The organism is Trebonia kvetii, from assembly GCF_007827045.1.
Classification (GTDB): Bacteria; Actinomycetota; Actinomycetes; order Streptosporangiales; family Streptosporangiaceae; genus Trebonia; species Trebonia kvetii.
Genome location: NZ_RPFW01000005.1, coordinates 473583 through 491910, shown reverse-complemented (window position 1 = coordinate 491910; position 18328 = coordinate 473583). Strand labels below are relative to the sequence as shown.

17 protein-coding genes and 1 pseudogene are annotated in these 18328 nt (G+C 70.1%); 6 read left to right on the top strand and 12 right to left on the bottom strand.

Annotated features, from left to right (window positions below):
• Positions 1–226: 226 nt before the first annotated feature.
• The 5 genes from EAS64_RS27435 to EAS64_RS27415 are packed head-to-tail and all read right to left on the bottom strand — an operon-like array spanning position 227 to position 5089.
• Positions 227–442, bottom strand: a complete 216-nt coding sequence (locus tag EAS64_RS27435; RefSeq protein WP_145857613.1) for a ferredoxin — start codon at positions 440–442, stop codon at positions 227–229.
• A 5-nt stretch (positions 443–447) separates the two neighbouring features.
• Positions 448–1743, bottom strand: a complete 1296-nt coding sequence (locus EAS64_RS27430; protein WP_145857612.1) for a cytochrome P450 — start codon at positions 1741–1743, stop codon at positions 448–450.
• Between the two features lie 45 nt (positions 1744–1788).
• Complete coding sequence (locus EAS64_RS27425) at positions 1789–2547, bottom strand: SDR family oxidoreductase (protein WP_145857610.1); 759 nt, start codon at positions 2545–2547, stop codon at positions 1789–1791.
• Positions 2548–2552: 5 nt separating this feature from the next.
• A complete protein-coding gene (locus tag EAS64_RS27420; RefSeq protein ID WP_145857608.1) occupies positions 2553–3482 on the bottom strand; it encodes an SDR family oxidoreductase in 930 nt (309 codons plus the stop codon).
• Positions 3482–5089, bottom strand: a complete 1608-nt coding sequence (locus EAS64_RS27415; RefSeq protein WP_145857606.1) for a flavin-containing monooxygenase — start codon at positions 5087–5089, stop codon at positions 3482–3484. The genes EAS64_RS27420 and EAS64_RS27415 overlap by 1 nt, the downstream gene beginning before the upstream one ends.
• 161 nt (positions 5090–5250) lie before the next feature.
• Between EAS64_RS27415 and EAS64_RS27410 the strand changes: the two genes are divergently transcribed.
• Positions 5251–6366 carry an epoxide hydrolase family protein gene (locus tag EAS64_RS27410; protein WP_145857604.1) on the top strand — a complete coding sequence of 372 codons (1116 nt, stop codon included), beginning with the start codon at positions 5251–5253 and terminating at the stop codon, positions 6364–6366.
• On the opposite strand, the gene EAS64_RS27405 is transcribed toward EAS64_RS27410, so the two are convergent.
• Positions 6363–6971, bottom strand: coding sequence for a carboxymuconolactone decarboxylase family protein (locus EAS64_RS27405; protein WP_187366214.1), 609 nt, complete (start codon positions 6969–6971; stop codon positions 6363–6365). The two genes, EAS64_RS27410 and EAS64_RS27405, sit on opposite strands and share 4 nt — an antisense overlap.
• Positions 6972–7102: 131 nt before the next feature.
• Between EAS64_RS27405 and EAS64_RS27400 the strand changes: the two genes are divergently transcribed.
• Entirely contained in the window at positions 7103–7846 is a 744-nt protein-coding gene (locus EAS64_RS27400) for an SDR family NAD(P)-dependent oxidoreductase (protein WP_145857601.1), read from the top strand.
• Positions 7847–7950: 104 nt separating this feature from the next.
• Here EAS64_RS27400 and EAS64_RS27395 read toward each other — a convergent pair whose 3' ends face one another.
• The 5 genes from EAS64_RS27395 to EAS64_RS27375 all read right to left on the bottom strand — a co-directional run bounded on the left by EAS64_RS27395 (position 7951) and on the right by EAS64_RS27375 (position 12254).
• Positions 7951–8697, bottom strand: a complete 747-nt coding sequence (locus tag EAS64_RS27395; RefSeq protein WP_145857599.1) for an SDR family NAD(P)-dependent oxidoreductase — start codon at positions 8695–8697, stop codon at positions 7951–7953.
• Between the two features lie 30 nt (positions 8698–8727).
• The gene (locus EAS64_RS27390; RefSeq protein WP_222849646.1) at positions 8728–9282 is read right to left on the bottom strand and encodes a MarR family winged helix-turn-helix transcriptional regulator; all 555 of its coding nucleotides are present in this window, start codon (positions 9280–9282) and stop codon (positions 8728–8730) included.
• A 97-nt stretch (positions 9283–9379) separates the two neighbouring features.
• Positions 9380–10429 carry a cyclase family protein gene (locus EAS64_RS27385; protein WP_145857594.1) on the bottom strand — a complete coding sequence of 350 codons (1050 nt, stop codon included), beginning with the start codon at positions 10427–10429 and terminating at the stop codon, positions 9380–9382.
• Positions 10430–10512: 83 nt separating this feature from the next.
• Entirely contained in the window at positions 10513–11178 is a 666-nt protein-coding gene (locus tag EAS64_RS27380; RefSeq protein WP_145857592.1) for an EthD domain-containing protein, read from the bottom strand.
• Positions 11175–12254 (bottom strand): LLM class flavin-dependent oxidoreductase, encoded by a 1080-nt coding sequence (locus EAS64_RS27375; RefSeq protein WP_145857590.1) that lies wholly within the window; start codon positions 12252–12254, stop codon positions 11175–11177. The genes EAS64_RS27380 and EAS64_RS27375 overlap by 4 nt, the downstream gene beginning before the upstream one ends.
• Before the next feature lie 94 nt (positions 12255–12348).
• Here EAS64_RS27375 and EAS64_RS27370 point away from each other — a divergent pair, with 94 nt between their 5' ends.
• Positions 12349–13206, top strand: coding sequence for a mycofactocin-coupled SDR family oxidoreductase (locus EAS64_RS27370; RefSeq protein WP_145857588.1), 858 nt, complete (start codon positions 12349–12351; stop codon positions 13204–13206).
• Between the two features lie 34 nt (positions 13207–13240).
• Here the strand turns inward: EAS64_RS27370 and EAS64_RS27365 are convergent, their stop codons facing one another.
• Entirely contained in the window at positions 13241–13885 is a 645-nt protein-coding gene (locus tag EAS64_RS27365) for a TetR/AcrR family transcriptional regulator (protein WP_145857586.1), read from the bottom strand.
• 125 nt (positions 13886–14010) lie between these two features.
• Between EAS64_RS27365 and EAS64_RS27360 the strand changes: the two genes are divergently transcribed.
• From EAS64_RS27360 to EAS64_RS27350, 3 genes and pseudogenes are all read left to right on the top strand, one after another.
• The gene (locus EAS64_RS27360) at positions 14011–15540 is read left to right on the top strand and encodes an MFS transporter (protein WP_145857584.1); all 1530 of its coding nucleotides are present in this window, start codon (positions 14011–14013) and stop codon (positions 15538–15540) included.
• 14 nt (positions 15541–15554) lie between these two features.
• Positions 15555–16202 carry a histidine phosphatase family protein gene (locus EAS64_RS27355; protein ID WP_145857582.1) on the top strand — a complete coding sequence of 216 codons (648 nt, stop codon included), beginning with the start codon at positions 15555–15557 and terminating at the stop codon, positions 16200–16202.
• Between the two features lie 94 nt (positions 16203–16296).
• A pseudogene (locus tag EAS64_RS27350) lies at positions 16297–18282 on the top strand (molybdopterin-containing oxidoreductase family protein); the annotation flags it as partial.
• Positions 18283–18328 lie beyond the last annotated feature (46 nt).

Below are 18328 nucleotides of genomic sequence, written 5' to 3'. Positions count from 1 at the left end.
CGCGAGCTCGGCTGGCAGGCGGCGGTCGCCATCGTGAGCGAAGAGCCGTACGCTCCCTGCCAGCGGCCGCCGGTGTTCCAGGCATTCTTGTCCGGAAACGCCCAGCCCACAACGCTTAAGTTCCGCTCAGCCGAACACTACGGCCGGGAGCGGAAACCGTGCCCGAACGGCTCCCCGGCCGAGATGAGCGGGCGGCGGGTGCGGGAGTCAGCCGCACCCGTTCCTCTTACTCTGCCTCGTTCTCCACGATCGAGAGCGCCCCGGTCGGACAGCCGCTGACGGCGGACCTTATCGCCTCTTCCGGGTCGCCCTGGGGGTCGGTCACGATCGCGATCGTCTCGTCATCCTGGTCGAACGTGTTCGGTGCGTACCAGCAGCACTGCCCGGACCCCATGCACAGGCTCCGGTCGACGCGTATCTCACTGTGGGCGGTGGCGGCCATGGCTCTCAGTCTCGCACGGTGAAGTCGAGGTGCAGGGTGGCGATGCCGTGGAACATGTGCGTCTTCAGGTAGTCGTAGTGACGGCTGCCCGCGGGGCCATGCGCGGCTTCGTTGATGCGGATATCGGCCGTCCGGTCGAGCAGCCGCTCGATCGTGATCCGCGTCTCCGACCGGGCGAGCGGTGCGCCGGGGCAGGTGTGGACGCCATGACCGAAGGCGATGTGACGCCGGACATTCTCCCGCGTCGCCCGGAACTCGGCCGGACACTCGAACTGGCGCGGGTCGCGGTTGGCGGCCCCGTTGGACAGGAAGATCTGCGTGCCCGCGGGGATGTGCACGCCGCCAAGCTCGGTCGTCTTGATCGCCAGCCGGTACTCGCCAAGGATGGGGCCCTCGGTGCGCAGCACCTCCTCGACGAACCGGGGAACCAGGTCACGGTTGGCCCGCAGCTCCGCCTGGGTCTGCGGCTCCTCGGCGATGCGCCGCAGGGCGGTAGCGATCAGCCGCACGGTGGTCTCCTGCCCGGCGGCGAACAGGTTGGACGCGATCCTGGCGACCTCGATCGGCTCGGGGACGCTGCCGTCGGGGAACAGCGCCTGGGCCATGCCGGTCAGCACGTCGTTCAGCGGCTGCTCGCGCCGCTCGGCGATCTTCTCCGAGAAGTAGTCGTAGAAGATCTCCAGCGTGTTGTGCCCGGAGGTGGCGGGAGCCGGCTTGTGCTCGGAGACGACGCCCGGCCTGGTGCCAGGCATCTGGGCCATGCCGCGCCTGGCGAGCAGCATCTCGTGGTCTTCCTCCGGCACCCCGAGCAGGTCGGCGATGATGAGCAGCGTGTAAGGCTGCGCGTAGTCGGCCATCAGCTCGGCCGTGCCGCGGGGCAGGATGTAGTCAAGCTGGCGGTCGGTGAGCCGCCAGATGAACTCCTCGTTCTCCTTCAGCCGCTTGGGCGTGATCAGCCCCATCAGCAGCGCCCGCTGCGCGGTGTGCACCGGCGGGTCGGCGGTGACGATCTGGTCATTTTGCGGCAGGTACTGACGGTGAGCGTTGACGAACTCGGTGATGTCGTCGCCGTCGGGCCGCTCCGGGAGCAGCGACCACGGGTCAGGGCCCGCGATGAGGGTGGCGGAGGAGAACAGGTCAGGGCTCTTCAGCACCGTGATCGCTTCCTCGTGCCCGGTCACCATCACTACCCCGTGGCGCGGCTCTCGGTAGACCGGCCGGTTCGCGGCCAGGTAGTCGAGGTGCCGGTAGGGGTCGGTCGCGAGCGACGGGTCGGTGTAGTCGATGCCGTCGATGTCCACGTCGGTGCTCCTGATCTGGTGGTTCGGTGACGGGGGTGGATGGGGTCATAGCACGCGGGCGTCGACGGACGGCCGGATCACCAGCTGCGAGACGTTCACGCGGCGCGGCAGGCTGACCACGAAGACGATCGCCTCCGCGACGTCCTCCGGCTGCATCGCGCCGTCCTTCTCCACGTGCTGCCTGGTGAACTCCCGGACTCCTGCGTCCTTGATGTGCTCGTGGATCTCGGTGGCGGTCGCGCCGGGCTCGATGATAGACACCCGGATGCCGGACAGCGTCACCTCCGCACGGAGCGACTCGTTGAACGCGGTCAGCGCGAACTTGCTCGCCGCGTAGGGTCCGAACGTCGCGCCGACCGCCCGGCGGCCCGCGGTGGAGGAGATGTTGACGATATCCCCGCCGCCTGCGGCCTTGAGCGCCGGTATCGCCGCCCGCGCGGTATACAAAGACGCCCAGAAGTTGAGCTCGACCACGTACCGCCAGTCGTCGAGATCGGCGTTCTCCACCTTGCCGGTCTGCGTCATGCCCGCCGCGTTGACCAGGATGTCGAGGCCGCCGAAGTGAGCGGCCGCGTCCCGCACCGCCTGGCTGGCGTCGGCCTCGTCGGTGACGTCGGCGACGCGGGCGAGCGCCTTGCCGCCGTCGGCCTCGATCTGGGCGGCCAGCTCTGCCAGCCGGTCGGCCCGGCGGGCGACGAGGGCCACCTGCGCACCCGCCGCGGCGAGGGCGACGGCGGCGCTGCGGCCGATCCCCGACGAGGCGCCGGTGACCAGGGCCCTTTTCCCGGTAAGTATGCCAGTCACGGTGCCTACCCGCGCAGGTGGGACATGTAGTGGCCTACGCAGTCCATCAGGTCGCCCGGCACGTAGTAGCCGGACTCGTCGTTGATCGCCGTCCAGTTGGCCGCCACGTCGTCGATGGTCGCGCCGGTCAGGCCGGGCTGCAGGTAGCCGTCGGTGACCCCGACGAACAGGCGCGCGAAGCGGCCGCCGCCGGCCAGGTAAGTCTCGCCGCTGACCTGGCACGACTCATGAGCCAGGTAGGCGACCATGGGCGCGACGTTGACCGGGTCCATCGGCGGGACCGACTCGGCCGCCCGTGCCGCCTGTGCCTGCTCTTCCTCGGTGCGGCCGGAGATCCGGGTCATCGCGTTGGGCGCGATGCAGTTGATATTGATGTTGGCGTCGCCCCTGCCCACCGTCAGGCTCTTGGCCATGCCGATCATGGAGGCCTTGGCGATCGCGTAGCCGAGGTTGTCCGGCAGGCCGAACATGCCGATTGAGGTGGTGAGGATGGCCCGGCCGTAGTTCTTCTCGAGGAAGTGCGGCCAGGCCGCGTGCAGGGTGTTGAACGACCCGCGGACGTGCACCGCCCAGTGCGCCTCGATAGTGTCGATCGTCGCCTCGGGCAGCGCCCCCCACACCATGTTCCCCGCGTTGTTGACCACGATGTCGATGCCGCCGAAGTGCTCCACCGCGGTGTCGATGACCGACTTGCCGCCCTCGACGGTGGAGACGTCGGCGTAGTTGGCGGCCGCCGCACCCCCCGCCGCCTCGATCTGATTGACCACCTCGTCGGCCGGGCCCGCGTCTCCGCCGGTGCCGAGGGTCGATCCGCCGAGGTCGTTCACCACGACCTTCGCACCGAGTTCGCCGAGCAGCAGCGCGTAGGCGCGGCCGATTCCCCGGCCGGCGCCGGTGACCGCCGCGACACGACCGTCAAGCCGCAGTGGGCTCATCACTTTTCTCCTTCGAAGAAGCCCTGGTAGCCGCTGGCGACCGCCTTGGCCATGAACTCGTCAAGCTTCGGCCTGCCGCCCGGGTTGAGCAGGTACACCTTCGGCTTGCCCGGGGTGTTGGCGCCGTAGTACTGGCCCCGCTTCTGGAACGGCGAGTACGCCTCAAGCTGGGCGATCATGTCCATCCAGGCCTGCTCGGCTTCCTTCGGCACCTCGATACGGCGGTGCGCGTGCGCGCCGGCGTAATCGATGAGGTCCTGCACGAAGCAGACCTGAAGCTCCCCGTAGCGGGGGTTGTTGCCTGCGGCGCCGTGCGGGCCGCCGGGAAAGAAGAAGTTGGGGAATCCGCGGGTCATGATGCCGAGGTAGGTGAGCGGCCCGTCGGCCCAGTAGTCGGCAAGCCGCAGCCCGTCCGCCCCGGTGATGCCCATCCGCAGCATGGCGCCGCTGCCGAAGTCGAAGCCGGTCGCCCAGATGATGATGTCGAACTCGCGCAGCCCGTCCGCCGTCTCGATGCCGGTCTCGGTGACCTTGACGATCGGCGTCTCGCGGAGCGAGACCAACTCGACGTTGGGCTTGTTGTACATCTCGTAGTAGCCGGTGACGTACGGCGGGCGCAGGCCGACGTAGAGGTGGTCGGTGGGGATCAGCTTCTCCGCGGTGGCCGGGTCCTTGACGATCTCGCGGATCTTGTCCGCCATGAAGGCGCACCAGCCGGCGTTGGCTTCCTTGTTGAAAATGAGGTCGTCGTAGTTCGCGCTGATCTTCGCGAACCCCGGGCTGTTCCAGACCGACTCGAAGAACTCCTGCCGCTGCTCCGGCGTGTCGTCGGTCCATTTCTTGCCGGCCGGCTTGTGCAGGAAGCCGCCGACCGAGGCGTCGAGTTCGGCCTTGATCGGCGCGAAGTTCGCCTTGAGGTGCGCCTGCTGCTCGGCCGAGATGGGGTGGTTGTTCAGCGGCGTCGCCCAGGTGGCGGAGCGCTGGTACATGACGAGCGACTCGACTTCGTCCGCGATCGCGGGCCCGATCTGGACGCCGGTCGACCCGGTGCCGATGACGGCGACGCGCTTGCCGCGGAAGTCCACCGGCTCCTTCGGCCAGCGCACCGGGTGGTAGGTCTGCCCGCGGAAGTCCTCACGGCCTGGCACGTCGGGGTACTGCGGCACGGACAGCACGCCGGTGGCGGCGATCAGGTACCTGGAGCGGATCTGGAATCCGTCCTCGGTGCCTGTCGTCCACTCGCTGGCTTCCTCGTCCCACACCGCCGAGTTGACCTTGCTGCCGAACCTGATGTGGCGGCGCAGGTCGAACTTGTCCACCACGTAGTTGAGGTACCGCTCGGTCTCCGGCTGCGGCGCGAATTCCTCCGACCAGTCCCACTCCTGCCACAGTTCCTCGGAGAACAGGTACCCGTAGGTGTAGCTCTCTGAGTCGAACCGGCAGCCCGGGTAGCGGTTCCAGTACCAGGTGCCGCCGACGCCCTCGGCCTGTTCGAGCAGCCGCACCGAGTAGCCTGCCTGAACGGCCCGGTACAGCTGGTTGATGCCCAGGATCCCGGCGCCGACGATGACCACGTCGGCCTGCTGGTCCCGACGCTGCGCTGGCACTGCCAATTTAGTCCCCTATGACAACTTGATTGACCGGTCGGTCCACTATCTCCCGACTGGACGTCGTACCGCAACCCTGCCGCAGACGGGCGCATCGTAAATAATAGTATAATGATGTAGCGCTTATGGCGACAAGCCCGGACTTCACGTACGATCCCTGGATGGCGGCGCTAGAGCCCTTCCTCGTCGACGTCCCGGCTGACGTCCTCGCAGATCTTTCCGAACGGCTGCGGCGGACCCGGTTCCCCAATGAGATCGCCGGCATCGGCTGGCGGCACGGCGTCCCGCTTGACTATCTCAGGGAGATCGTCACGTACTGGCTTGACGCCTACGACTGGCGGACTCATGAGGCCAGGCTCAACCGCTACCAGCAGTTCACCACCACGATCGATGGCCAGCGGATTCACTTCCTGCACGTCCGCTCGCGCCATCAGGCGGCGATCCCGCTGTTCCTGACGCATGGCTGGCCGGGTTCGCTTGTCGAGTTCGTCGAGGTGATCGACCCGCTCACCGACCCGGCCGACCCGGCCGACGCGTTCCACCTGGTGGTGCCGTCCCTGCCCGGCTACGGGTTTTCCGGCCCGACGACGCAGGCGGGCTGGCACCCGCGGCGGATCGCCGACGCCTTCGGCCAGATCGCCGACCGGCTCGGGTACGAGCGCTACGGCGTCCAGGGCGGCGACTGGGGGGCGATCGTCTCCTACAACATGGCCGAACTGCGTCCGGAGCGCGTACTCGGCCTGCACGTCAACCTGATGAACGTGCCGCCGCCAGAGGGCGAGCCCGCTGCTCCGCCGACCGCGTGGGCAACGCGGGAGGGTGCGGCAGGCGGTGGCTACGAGGCGATCCAGGGCACACGCCCGCAGACGATCGGCTACCTGCTCGACGACTCCCCTGCCGGGCTCGCGGCCTGGATCATCGAGAAGTTCCACGAGTGGGCTGAGCACCCCGGCGACCCGCTCGCCCTCACCGCGGACCAGCTGCTGACCAACGTGATGGTCTACTGGGTGAACCGCACCGGCGCGTCGTCGGCCCGGCTCTACTGGGAGCGGCGCCAGGCACCGGAGACGATGGTGCCCAGGCGGCGGGTCAGCGTGCCGACTGGGGTCGCCAACTACCCGGGAGAGCTGGTCAGGTCACTGCGACCGCACGCCGAGCGCTACTTCAACGTCACGCACTGGACCGAACTGCCAAGCGGCGGGCACTTCCCCGCGATGGAAGTGCCCGCCATCTTCGTGCCGGACGTGCGGGCCTTCTTCCGGCCGCTGCGGTGCTAGCTGTCGCCCTCGGGGCCGGCCGCCGCGGGCGGGAAACCGGGAAGACCTGGGTCGAGCTCAAGGCCGAAGGTCCTGAAGGCCATCGCCAGCAGGTCGTAGCACCCGACGGTGAACACCAGGTCCATCAGCTGCTTGCGGTCGAAGTGCTCGGACAGCTGCTTCCAGGTGTCGTCGCTCACGTAGCGGTCGGCCGCCATCTCGTCCACCGACCGGAGCAGGGCCGCGTCACGCGGTCCCCACACCGGAGAATCCGGGCCCGCCATGATCGCGTCGATTTCCTCGTCCGGCAGGCCGATCCTCCTGGCCATGCGAACGTGCTGTGCCCATTCGTACTCGGCGCGCCGCAGCCAGGCAATCCGTATCGTCGCCAGCTCCCGGTCGCGCGGGGACAGGGTTGAGCTGAACACGTGGTTGTTGAAGGCGAAGAACGCGCTGGCCAGGTCGGGATGCCAGTTGAAGATGCCGAGGATGTGGGAGGCCGGGCGCTCCTTCAGCGGCTCCCCTGGCTTGCGGGTGCTCTGCGGATGGCGCAGGGCCGCTGCCGCGGCATCCGCCTCCGCGTCCCAGTCGGCGGTCGGCCTCGGCGGAATCCGTGGCTCGCTCAATGGCGTCCCTTCCTCGCGGCGGCGGCCAGGTGCAAATTTTACTGACCGGTTGGCACAAAAAGTATTGACCTCGGCTAACGATCGAGTCAAGGTGTGAGTGCTGTGAGATCGTCAACCTCAACGGAGGGGTCTTGGGAAAGCTTACGGGCAAGGTGGCCGTCGTCACCGGCGCGGGGTCGGGCATGGGCCGGGCCTCGGCGCTGCTGTTCGCGGAGGAAGGCGCCAAGGTAGTCTGCGCCGACGTGAGCGGGCACGAGGAATCGGCGGCGGCGGAGATCGGCAAGGACGCGATCGCGGTGCACGCCGACGTCTCGCAGGCGTCCGACGTGCGGGCGATGTTCGCGGCGGCGGTGGACGAGTTCGGCCGGCTCGACGTGGTGTTCAACAACGCGGGCTTCAACGCGCCGCACCACCCGATCGAGGAGACCGACGACGAGCTGTTCGACCGCCTGGTGGCGGTGAACCTGCGCGGCGTCTTCCTCGGCATCAAGTACGCGGTCCCCGCGCTGCGCGCAAGTGGCGGCGGGTCGATCATCAGCACCGCGTCCGCCACCGGCCTGGTCGGCCGCAAGGGCATCGCCGCCTACGGCGCCACCAAGGGCGGGGTGGTGTCGCTGACCATGGGGGCGGCCCTCGACCTCGCCGAGGACAACATCCGGGTCAACTGCATCTGCCCCGGCATGATCTACACCGGCCGGGGCGGCGCGCCCGCGGACAACTCCGCTCCAGTGCCTGACAGGAAGATGCCGGTCCCGATGGCCCGGTACGGAACCCCGCGCGAGATCGCCACCGCCGCCGTGTTCCTCGCCAGCGACGACTCCTCGTACATCACCGGCGTCGCCCTGCCGGTCGACGGCGGCTACGTCGCCGAGTAGGCATACCCCGGCGCCAGCCCGAGGGCTGGCGCCGGGGGTTCCCTAGGTGCCGAAGCGGTACGGCCGTGTCAAGGGTTTCGCAAGTGACGGGAGTGCCCGCGGTGCTATGGGGCGGCGTAGCCGCCGTCGACCACGATCGCCGATCCGGTGGTCCACCGCGACGCGTCGCTGGCCAGGTAGGAGTAGGCGCCGACCAGATCGCCCGCCGTGCCGAGGCCGAGCGGGTGCTTGGCGGCGATCGCGTCGACCGCCACGGCGGGCAGGCCGTCGTGCATCGCGGACAGGAAGGTGCCCGGGCACACGCAGTTGACGCGGATGCCGTCGCGCGCGTACTCCACCGCGGCCACCTTGGCCAGGTGAATGACCCCTGCCTTGGTGACGCAGTAGGGCGAGGAGTGGCTCCACGCGGTCATCCCGGCCACCGAGGCGGTGAGGATAATCGACCCTGACCGCTGGGCCCGCATCACCGGGACGGCCGCCCGGATGCCGTTGACCGGGCCGAGCACGTTGATGCGGTAGGCCCGCTCCCAGTCCTCGGTGGCCAGGTTGTGGATGCGGCCGTTGGGCGACAGAATCCCCGCGTTGCTTATCAGCACGTCGAGACGGCCGAAGCGGTCGACCGCGTGCTTGATGACATTCTCGACCGCGGCGAAGTCGCTGATGTCGGCCGGCACGGTCGCCACTTCCCCGGCGCTGCCCGCGAGGCCGTCCCGCGCCTGCCGCAGCGCGTCCTCACTGAGGTCGCTGAGCACCAAGTCCGTGTCCGGCTCGGCCGCCAGCCGCTGCGACAGGGCGGTGCCGAGGGTCCCGCCCGCCCCGAGAATGGCGACAACGCGCCGCGTGCTTTCCATCAGAGTGTCCCTTTCGGTTAGCCGGCGCGGCTAGTCAGCCGGCGGGAAGTCCAGGCCGGCCTCGAAGGGTTCCCAGCCTTCGGTGTTCTCGATGTCGTCCCAGGAGCGGCGCATCCTCATCAGCAGTCCGATGAGCAGATTCGCCTCGCGGCCGGTGAGGCCGAGGTCACCGAAGAACTCCGAGTTAAGCAGTTTGATCGCCTTCGCGGTCAGCGCCCGGCCGGCCGGGGTCATCTGGGCCATGGTGCTGCGCCGGTCGGTGGGGTGCGGCGTGCGCTTGATCAAGCCCTGCTTTTCCAGCCGGTCAACCAGGCTGGTGATGCTGGTCTGGTGGATCTGCAGCGCCTTGCCGAGCTGGCTGAGCGGCAGCGACCCCTCGCGGAAATAGAGCCGGACCAGGAGCTCGTAGCGGGCGAAGGTGAGGTCAATCGGCGCCAGGATCTGGTCGGCCCGCCTGGTCATCATCTGGTGGACGCGCATCAGCGAGGTGACCGCGGTGCAGCCGGCGGCGCGGTCTTCCCAGCCGTTCTCGTTCCAGAGATGGAATGCCTCGAGGATCGGGTCCCTCTCGACGTTCGGAGCCACGCAGGGCCTTTCCATGGATAGCTGATTATCGGATATGGGACTACTTTAGCGCGGTAAGCCAGCGCCTTGGCGCTGGCTTACCGCGCCCGCTTCGTGGTCAGACGGTCGCGATCGGGTTCAGCGGGCCGCCCGCGGTGCCCGGCAGCCGCAGCGGCGGCGCGGTCAGCAGGAAGCTGCTGCGGTCGTTCGCCCGCAGCCAGGTGGCGAGCTCCTGGGTGTACCACATCTCGCCAAGCGGGATGCCCAGCTTGAACAGGCACAGGTTGTGCACCGGGATCAGCGTGTGCGGCTCGGGGCTCGGCGCCGGCCAGCCCTCGACCGCGTAGTTGTCCGAGATGAGGGCCGACATCTGCGACTCGGTGATCCACTCGAGGACCTCGGGGTCCTCACCGTCCAGGTAGGGGTACATGGCCTGGATCCGCGACGCGTCGGGGTTCTTGTCCCACTCCAGGATCTTGTTGGCGAAGCCCGTGTGCAGGATGACCATGTCACCAGGCCGGACCTCGACCTTGTCGGCCGCCATGATCTCCCGGATGGTCTTCATCGGGACCGCGACCCAGTCTTCGGTGTTGTTCAGGTGGTACGCCACGTCGATGAGGACCGCCCGGCCCTGCACGCCGTGCGCCGCCATGTGCTCGAGCCCGAGGTGGCGGGCGAAGGCGAGGCTGCCGCTGCCGTCGCCCTTGGCGTCCTCCTTCGGCCCGATGATGTCGACGTGCGGCTTGAAGCCGTTGTAGTACAGCGGTTCGGCGATCCCGTCCCCATCGGCGTCGAACAGCGCGCCCTGGTGCACCAGCGCGTCCCACTGCGTCGAGTACTGCATCCAGAGGGTCACCAGGTCGTCGGACCAGACGTCGATGTACTCCGGGGCGATCGAGTCCCTGGCGACCACGTTGTAGAAGGTGTCCGGCTTGTGCGCCAGGTCCTCTGTCGGCCGGATGATCGGCGGGTAGCGGCGCTGGTTCATCGCCGAGCCGCCAGGGAAGTCGAGCGGCAGGCTCAGGCAGAAGCTCTTGCCCGCCTGTATCTCCCTGACGCCCTCGAGCACCTTCTCCGACGTGATGAGGTTGATCCGGCCGAGTTCGTCATCCTCGCCCCAGTCGCCCCACGTCGAGCCTTCCGGCCGTCGCACCCACCGCTTCGTCACGGCTGGCCCTCCCAACTAATTTGTACTGTCCGGTCAGACAAAAGTTAACAGGCTGCCGCACCGTGACGCCAGCCCGGAAGCCCTCAGGCCAGCGGGTAGGTTGCCTGCTCGGTGGTGATCACGAAGGGCAGCTCGCCGGCGAGAAAGTTCGCCTCGTCGGCCCTGGTCCTCGCGTAGGCGTCGGTGGCGGCCCCGGCCCGCATCGCCGCGACGTCGTCAAACCAGGTGATGGCGAGGCCGTCATAGGACGCGGCGCCCGCCGCCCGGGCGCGCGGCGCCAGGTGAGCCTGCACGTAGCGCCTGATCGTCGGGATCGTCGCCGCCAGCGGCCCGTGCACCTGCGCCCAGTAGCGGTCGAACTCGGCCCGGTCCATGTCCGGCCGCTTGGTCACAAGCTCGTAGTTCTTTACGAACGAGGCGGGCACCGGTCCCGGCTTGGCCACGTGCTCCTCCACGACCAGGCAGGCGAGCGAGGCCGCGTCAAGCAGCGGGCTGCCCAAGGCGCGGCGGAAGGCGGGATCGGCCAGGCAGCGGACGGCGCTCGCCTCGTCATCGAAGGCCAGCTCGTCGATCACGTCGCAGACGGGTTCGCCGCTGCGGTAGGCGGCGGGCAGGGTCAGCGCCTGCGTCGCGGCCCGCAGCCCGTACCGCGCGGCGGCGGACCAGTCGCTGGCGCGGTCCGCCTGGCTATGGAAGAGGTCGACGGGGCTCCCCGGTGCCCGCTTCGCCAGCCTGATCAGGGTCGTCATGCGTCCTCCGCGCCAGTGTTCGCAGATTCAGTGCTCGCGGATTCAGTGCTCGCCGTGCCCGCGCCGGCCAGCGCCGCGGCCGCGGCGAACGCGGCGAGCTCACGAGGGATATCCGGGCCCATCGGCTGGTAGGCGACCTCGGTGATCCCGGCCGGGGTCAGCGCGCGGAGCCGCGCTGCGATGTCGGCCCTGCTTCCCGTCATGGTCCAGCTGGCGAGCAGCGGCGCCGCCTGGGCGAGCAGCGCCTCGTCGTGCTGGCCGAGCGCGACCAGATGGCCGTCGTGGACCGCCAGGTGCCGCCTGGACGGCTCGACCATCTCCGCCGCCTCCCGCCACTGGCGGCCGCCGGGCAGCTTATCCACCCCTGCCGCGCCCTTGGACTCGTAGATGGCGTGGTAGGCGGCGGCCAGGGCCGGGCCCGCGGCCGCGACCGCGCGCGGGCACGTCGCATCCTCGCCGTCGTCGAGGACGGTGCCGAAGGCAAGCAGCACCGTTGGCGGTTCACCGGCGGTAATGTTCTGGTCGCGCGGAACCCGGGTGGTGAGCAGCCCGTCGCCCAGTTCGGCGGCGACCGACCGGCCCAGGGGGCCGTCCGCGGCGACAAGCACTTCGACATCGGCCGGGCGAGGCGCCGCGAAGCCGGGCGGCTGCGACAGCCGGACCAGGCTCCCGTTCCATGCCGTCTCCTCGCCGCGCAGCAGCGCCCGCACGGTCCGCACGTATTCCTCGACAGCGGCCCACCGCATCGGCCGCTCCCCGAGCAGCATGCGGCCGGTCAAGCCGGTGCCGAAGGCGGTGCTCACCCGGCCAGGCGCCAGCCCGGCCAGCGTCGCCAGGGCCGCGGCGGTGACCACCGGATGGCGCAGGCTCGGCACCAGCGAGGCCGGCCCGAGTCCGATCGTGCTGGTGCGCCCGGCCGCCACGGCCAGGACCATCCACGGATCGGCGTACATGGCGGGCGAGTCGTAGCACCACGCCCTCCGGTACCCGAGGCCCTCGGCCAGCTCGATGTGCGCCGGCGTGTCGAGCGACGGCGCGAACACGCAGGAGATGACAGGCTGCGCTGTGTCTTCCATAACGCTGTGTCTTCCATAATCAGGAACCTAGACTAACTGGTCAGTACACACAACCGAGCTGAACATGATGTGCTCGGCGTCTGGAGGGAGCGACATGCAGCGACGCATGGAGGGCAAGGTAGCGCTGATCACCGGCGCCGCGCGCGGCCAGGGCCGGAGTCACGCGGTACGGCTGGCGCAGGAGGGGGCGGATATCATCGCGGTTGACCTGTGCGCGCAGATCGGATGCGTCCCTTACCCGATGTCGACCGAGGCTGACCTAGCGGAGACCGCCCGGCTGGTGGAGCAGCTCGACCGGCGGGTCGTCACGCAGGTGGCGGACGTCCGCGACCGTGGCCCGCTGACCGCCGCGGTGGCGGCGGGGGTCGCCGCGCTCGGGCAGCTGGACGTGGTGGTCGCCAACGCCGGGATCATCCCGCTCGGCTCCGACGTCCCGCCTGTCGCCTTCCTCGAGACCGTCTCCGTCGACCTGGTCGGCGTCATCAACACCGTCGAGGCCGCGTTCCCGCACCTGGGCCCGGGTGCGTCGGTCATCTGCATCGGCTCCATGGCGTCGCTGATGCCAGGCGGCATCGGCGACGCTCCGGGCACCGCCGGCTACGCCCACGCCAAGCGGGGCGTCGCCCGGTTCACGCACGACCTCGCGCTCGTCCTCGCCCGGCACAACATCAGGGTCAACGCCGTCCACCCGGGCAACATCGACACCGACATGCTGCAGAACGAGGCCATGTACCGCACCTTCCGGCCCGACCTCGAGCACCCGGCACGAGAAGACGCCGAGCCGGCCTTCGGCCGCATGCACAAGCTCCCCGTCAACACCCTCGACCCGGCCGACATCAGCGAGGCCGTCCTCTACCTGGCCTCCGACGCCTCCCGCTACGTCACCGGCCTCCAGCTGCGCGTCGACGCCGGCGCACTCCTGCCGATGACCCCCTCTGGCGCACCTGACTGAACGGCCGGCCCAGACATCCGGCCCGGTCATCGCCTCACGGCAGATCAGGCGGATAGGTGCCGCAGGCGGCGAGCACAAGATCGGCCGCCCGGCGCCAGGACGCCTCGGTGAAGTCCTGGCGAGCGGTCAGCGCGGCGGCGAGCCCGGCGGTCAGCATCGCGACGTCGGTGTCGGTGACGTCGGGTCGAACCCGCCCCGTCTCCTTGGCCGCCGCCAGGAGTGTCGCGTACATCGGCCCGAGGGAGCCCGCCAGCTGGTCCGCCACCGCACCGGGCGGCCTTTCCGGTGCGAGCACGTAGCGAAGCAGGTGATCCTCGCGCATCCGCGCGAGCACGTCGCGGGACATCGCGGCGAACTCGCTCCAGGCGTCCCGTCCGGCCACGGCGGCCTCGATGCGCTGCCTGAGCCAGGCCAGGCGGTGCGCGAGCATCGCCGCGACCATCTCCTCGCGCGAGGAGTAGGTCCGGTAGACGGTCGCCTTGCCTACTCCGGCCCGGTCGGCGACCTGGGCCAGCGTCACGTCCATGCCGTGCGCCGCGAACAGCTCGATCGCCGCCCGCGAGACGAGCGCGGCGTTGCGGACCGAGTCCGACCGTCGCGCTCGGCGCCGCGCGGGGGCAGTCGCCGACGCGGCGGCGGCTGCCGGAGCCGAGCCGGCGCCCTGCACTGCCGAAGGCACAGGCACCTCCTCATGGTCCCGCTGTCCGGTACACGAACCTTATCCGGACTCAGAGGTCCAGTTACGATGTCCATCGCAGGCGGCCTGCCGAGGCCTGCCCGGCCGCAACGTATGAGGAGTCCCCTTTGCCTGACGCCGTGCCCGATTCCGGTCTTCCCGGCACGGTGCCGATCACGCAGGCCGCCGCCGGCGTCGAGATCGCCGGCGCGGCCGACCCGGGATGGACGGACCCGGCCGGCGCCGAGCCGCCGGCCGCGAAGGCCACTGCCACGCTGGTGCTTGTCGCCGCGGCGGGCCTGACGGTCTCCCTGCCGATGTCCCTGCTCGTCCCCGTGCTTCCGCAGCTCGCGCTGAAAATGCACACCTCAGCCACGTCCACCGAGTGGCTGCTCACCGCGACGCTGCTGACCGGCGCGGTGGCCGTGCCGGTCTTCGGCCGGCTCGCCGACCTGTACGGCAAGAAGCGCGTTCTCGCCGCCGCTCTCGTCATTTACCTGGCCGGCTCGCTGATCTGCGCCTTCACCGACGATATCGCCGTCATGATCGCGGGCCGCGCCGTCGTCGGGCTGTCCGTGGCGGCCATCCCCATCGGCATCAGCCTGGTCGGGTCGGTGCTGCCCGCCAGCCGGGCCGGCCAGGGCATCGCGCTGGTCAGTGCCATGCTCGGCGTCGGCGGCGCTCTCGGCCTCCCGGTCGCCGGCGTGATCGCACAGCACGCCGACTACCACGTGCTGTTTTGGATCTGCATCGCCGGAGGCGCCATCACCCTGGGCGGCATCGTCGCGCTGGTGCCCGAGCCGCCAGTCAGCGGGCACGGGAAGCTGGACCCGCCGGGCACGTTGCTGCTGGCGGTCGCGCTTACCTCGCTGCTGCTCCCGCTCGCGCAGGCCAGCGTCTGGGGCTGGGGAAACCTCAAGACCGCCGGCCTGCTCGCGGCCTCCGCGGTGCTGCTTGTCACGTTCGTGCTCGTGGAGCGACGCCGCGCATCGCCGGTCATCGACGTGGTGGCCAACGCGCGGCCCGCGCTGCTGCTCACCAACCTCGCGTCGGCCGCGGTCGGGTTCGCGCTGTTCGCCGTGCTCCTCGGCACGGCCAACTTCGTGGAGACACCCGCGGCGGCCGGCTACGGATTCGGCTCGTCCATCATGGTGGGCGGCCTCTGCCTGGTGCCGTCCGGGCTGTTCATGCTGCTGCTCTCCCCGGTCTCCGCACAGCTTTCCGCCCGGTTCGGCCCCAGGGTCACGCTGGCACTCGGCGCGGCGGTCGTCGCGACAGGGTTCCTGGCGCGGTTCTTCCTCGTCGCCCACCTGTGGGAGGTAGTCGCGGGCACGGCGATCACCGGAGCGGGCACCGGCCTGGCCTACTCGGCCATGCCGAGCCTGATCCTGCGGGCCGCGCCGCCCGGCGAGCTAGCCGCCGCCAACGGTCTCAACTCCCTCGCGCGCATGACAGGCTCGTCGCTCGCCAGTGCCCTCGGCGGCACCGTGCTGACCTCGCAGACCGTTACGCTAGCCGGGTACGCGTTCCCGTCTCTTGCCGCCTACCGGATGCTGTTCGCGATCTGCGCCGCGGCCGCGCTCGCGGGGGCGGCGACTGCCCTGACGATCCCGTCGTCGTCCGCCGCCGCGGACGCCTTTCTTAACCCAGCTGATTAGTACAGAGGACGGCAGTGGGAGCAATCCTTCTTGTGCGGCACGGACAGGCTTCCTTCGGGAGCGCTGACTACGACGTTCTCTCCCCGTCTGGAGAACAGCAGGCGCGGCGGCTCGGCGCGGCCCTGGCCGCGCGCGGCATCAGGCCAGCGTCGGTCATCTCCGGCTCGATGCGGCGGCAGCGCGCGTCGGCCGCCGCCCTTGTCGCGCAGGCGGAGTGGCCGCTTGAGGTGTCCGTCGACGCGGCCTGGGACGAGTTCGAGCTCAGCGGCCTGGTGCCGCCCACGTCCGCGGACCAGCAGCCCAGGGACCGTGAGGCGTACCAGGACGCGCTGGAGGCGGGCATGCACCGCTGGGCGGGCGCGGTCGGTGCTCCCCTGACCGGCGAGAGCTTCGCTACCTTCGCGGCGCGGACCGAGTCGGCGCTCAGGACGGCTGCCGAGCGGCAGCCACGAGGGGCGACGACCCTGGTCGTCACCAGCGCGGGCGTCATCGGCTGGCTGGCGGCGAGCCTGCTCGGCGCCGGCGCGGAGCAGTGGATCAGGCTCAACAGAGTGTGTGTGAATACCGGGGTCACGACGCTGATCAGCGGGCGGCGGGGGATCTCGCTGGTGGCGTTCAACGATCACAGCCACCTGGGCCCGCAGGAGATCACCTACCGCTGAGGTGCCTGTTACGCGGGGTTGTCAGGCCGCCCAGAACGGTGGAGAATAGCATTCTTTATATTGAGATAGCTATTTTGCCGTAGCGGAGGACCGCGTGCCGACTTCCGTCCGAAGCTTCTGCCGCATCTGCACATCGCAGTGCGGGATCCTCGTCGACACCGACGGCGACCAGGTGCAGCGCGTGCGCGGCGACCGGGACCATCCCATGTCCCAGGGCTACACCTGCGCCAAGGGGCGCGCGCTGCCGGACATGCACCACCACCCGGGGCGGATCGTCCGCCCGCTGCTGCGGGCGGACGATGCGGCCCGGGCCGGCGGCGCCGGGGCGCTGGTCCCTGTCTCCTGGGAGGACTGCCTCGATGACCTCACCGCCCGGCTGCGCGGCATCCTCGACCGCCACGGCCCGGCGGCGGTCGGCGTCTTCTTCGGCAGCGGGCTCGGCATGGACGCCGCCGGCTACCGGATGGCCGAGGCGCTGCACCACGCGATCGGCACGCCGGCCCGGTTCAGCCCGCTGACGATTGACGGCACGGCTAAGACGGTGACCGCCACCCTGGTCGGCGGGTTCCCGGGGCTGAAGCCGGTGCCTGACTACGCCGGCGGCCGGCTGTTCATCTACGTCGGCGTGAACCCGGTCGTCTCCCACGGTCACACGACGGCCATGCCCACTCCCACCACGACGCTGCGCGAGCTGCGGGACCGGGCGCAGCTATGGGTCATCGATCCCCGGGTCAGCGAAACCGCCCGCCTCGCGTCGGGGCACATCGCCCCCCGGCCGGGCACCGACTACGCGATACTCGCCCACATCGTCCGCGAGCTACTGCGCCACGGCGCGCCCGGCCCCGGCGGTCCCCCGGTGACCGGCCTGGCCGAGCTCCGCGAGGCGGTCGCGCCCTATGCGCTTGAGCATGCGGCCGGCCTCGCCGGCATACCGCCACGGCAGCTCGCCGAGCTGACCGCGGCAGTCATGGCGGCGGGGCGGCTGGCGATCGAGACAGGCACCGGGATCACAATGGCCGAACAGGCCAAAGTCGTGCAGTGGCTCAGCTGGGTCATCATGATCCTCACCGACTCGATGAACCGGCCAGGCGGCGCCTGGTTTCACCCTGGTTTCTTCCGCACGTACGACACCGCCCCGCTGCCGCGGATCCCGCCGGAGGCGTTCTTCGCCGCCGGCCCGCCCAGCCGGCCCGACCTGCCCGGCTTCATGGGCGAGTGGCCGTGCGCGGCGCTGCCCAGCGAGATCGAGGCGGGGAATATCCGTGCCGTGCTGAACCTGGGCGGCGGGCTGCTCACCGCGTTCCCCGGCGAGCACGCCATGCGCCGTGCCCTGGCCAAGCTGGACGTACTCGCCACCATCGACATCATCGAGAACGAGACGACCGCGCTATCCACGCACGTGCTGCCGACGAAAGACCAGCTGGAGCGGGCTGACATCAACCTGTGGGACTTCCTGTCCCCCCGGGTGGCGGGCATGTACTCCCCCGCCGTGGTGGCGCCCGCGGGCGAGCGGCGGTCGGCCTGGTGGGTGCTGGCCGGACTGGGCCGGCGCCTCGGGTTCGAGATGCCGCCCGCCCCGGACAACGACGGGCCGGACGACGATGACGTTATGCTGGCCGCCCAGGCGACCTGGGCGCGCGCCCCCTTCGCCGACATCACGGCCAGCCGGTACGCCGAGTCCGGCTACGACCTGCCCGCACCGTGGGTCGATGACTTCATCGCCCAGGGCGGCGGCTGGCGGCTCGCTCCCGCCGAGCTGACCGCCCAGCTCGCAGGGCTGTCCCCCGGCGACCCCGGCGCCCTGCGCCTCATCCCCCGGCGGCAGAAGCGGCACGTGAACTCACAGTTCACGTACCTCCGCGACCAGCCCGAGGTGCTGCTGCACCCAGACGACGCGGCGGCGGCCGGCCTGACCGACGGGGCAGCGGTGATCGTCCGCAGCGAGGCTGGCGAACTGGCCGCCACCGCACGGGTCGATCCCGGCATGCGGCGCGGAGCTGTCTCGGTCCCGCACGGGCACTCCGACGCCAACGTCAACCGGCTCACCAGCCACCTGCAGGCCGATCCGCTGACCGGGATGGCCCGGTACTCCGGCCTCCCGGTCAGTGTGCACCAGGCGGCACCGC

Coding starts and splice junctions, on each gene's coding strand:
- EAS64_RS27435 (WP_145857613.1), bottom strand. CDS start 442: ATGGCCGCCACCGCCCACAGTGAGATACGCGTCGACCGGAGCCTGTGC.
- EAS64_RS27420 (WP_145857608.1), bottom strand. CDS start 3,482: ATGAGCCCACTGCGGCTTGACGGTCGTGTCGCGGCGGTCACCGGCGCC.
- EAS64_RS27410 (WP_145857604.1), top strand. CDS start 5,251: ATGGCGGCGCTAGAGCCCTTCCTCGTCGACGTCCCGGCTGACGTCCTC.
- EAS64_RS27395 (WP_145857599.1), bottom strand. CDS start 8,697: ATGGAAAGCACGCGGCGCGTTGTCGCCATTCTCGGGGCGGGCGGGACC.
- EAS64_RS27380 (WP_145857592.1), bottom strand. CDS start 11,178: ATGACGACCCTGATCAGGCTGGCGAAGCGGGCACCGGGGAGCCCCGTC.
- EAS64_RS27375 (WP_145857590.1), bottom strand. CDS start 12,254: ATGGAAGACACAGCGCAGCCTGTCATCTCCTGCGTGTTCGCGCCGTCG.
- EAS64_RS27370 (WP_145857588.1), top strand. CDS start 12,349: ATGCAGCGACGCATGGAGGGCAAGGTAGCGCTGATCACCGGCGCCGCG.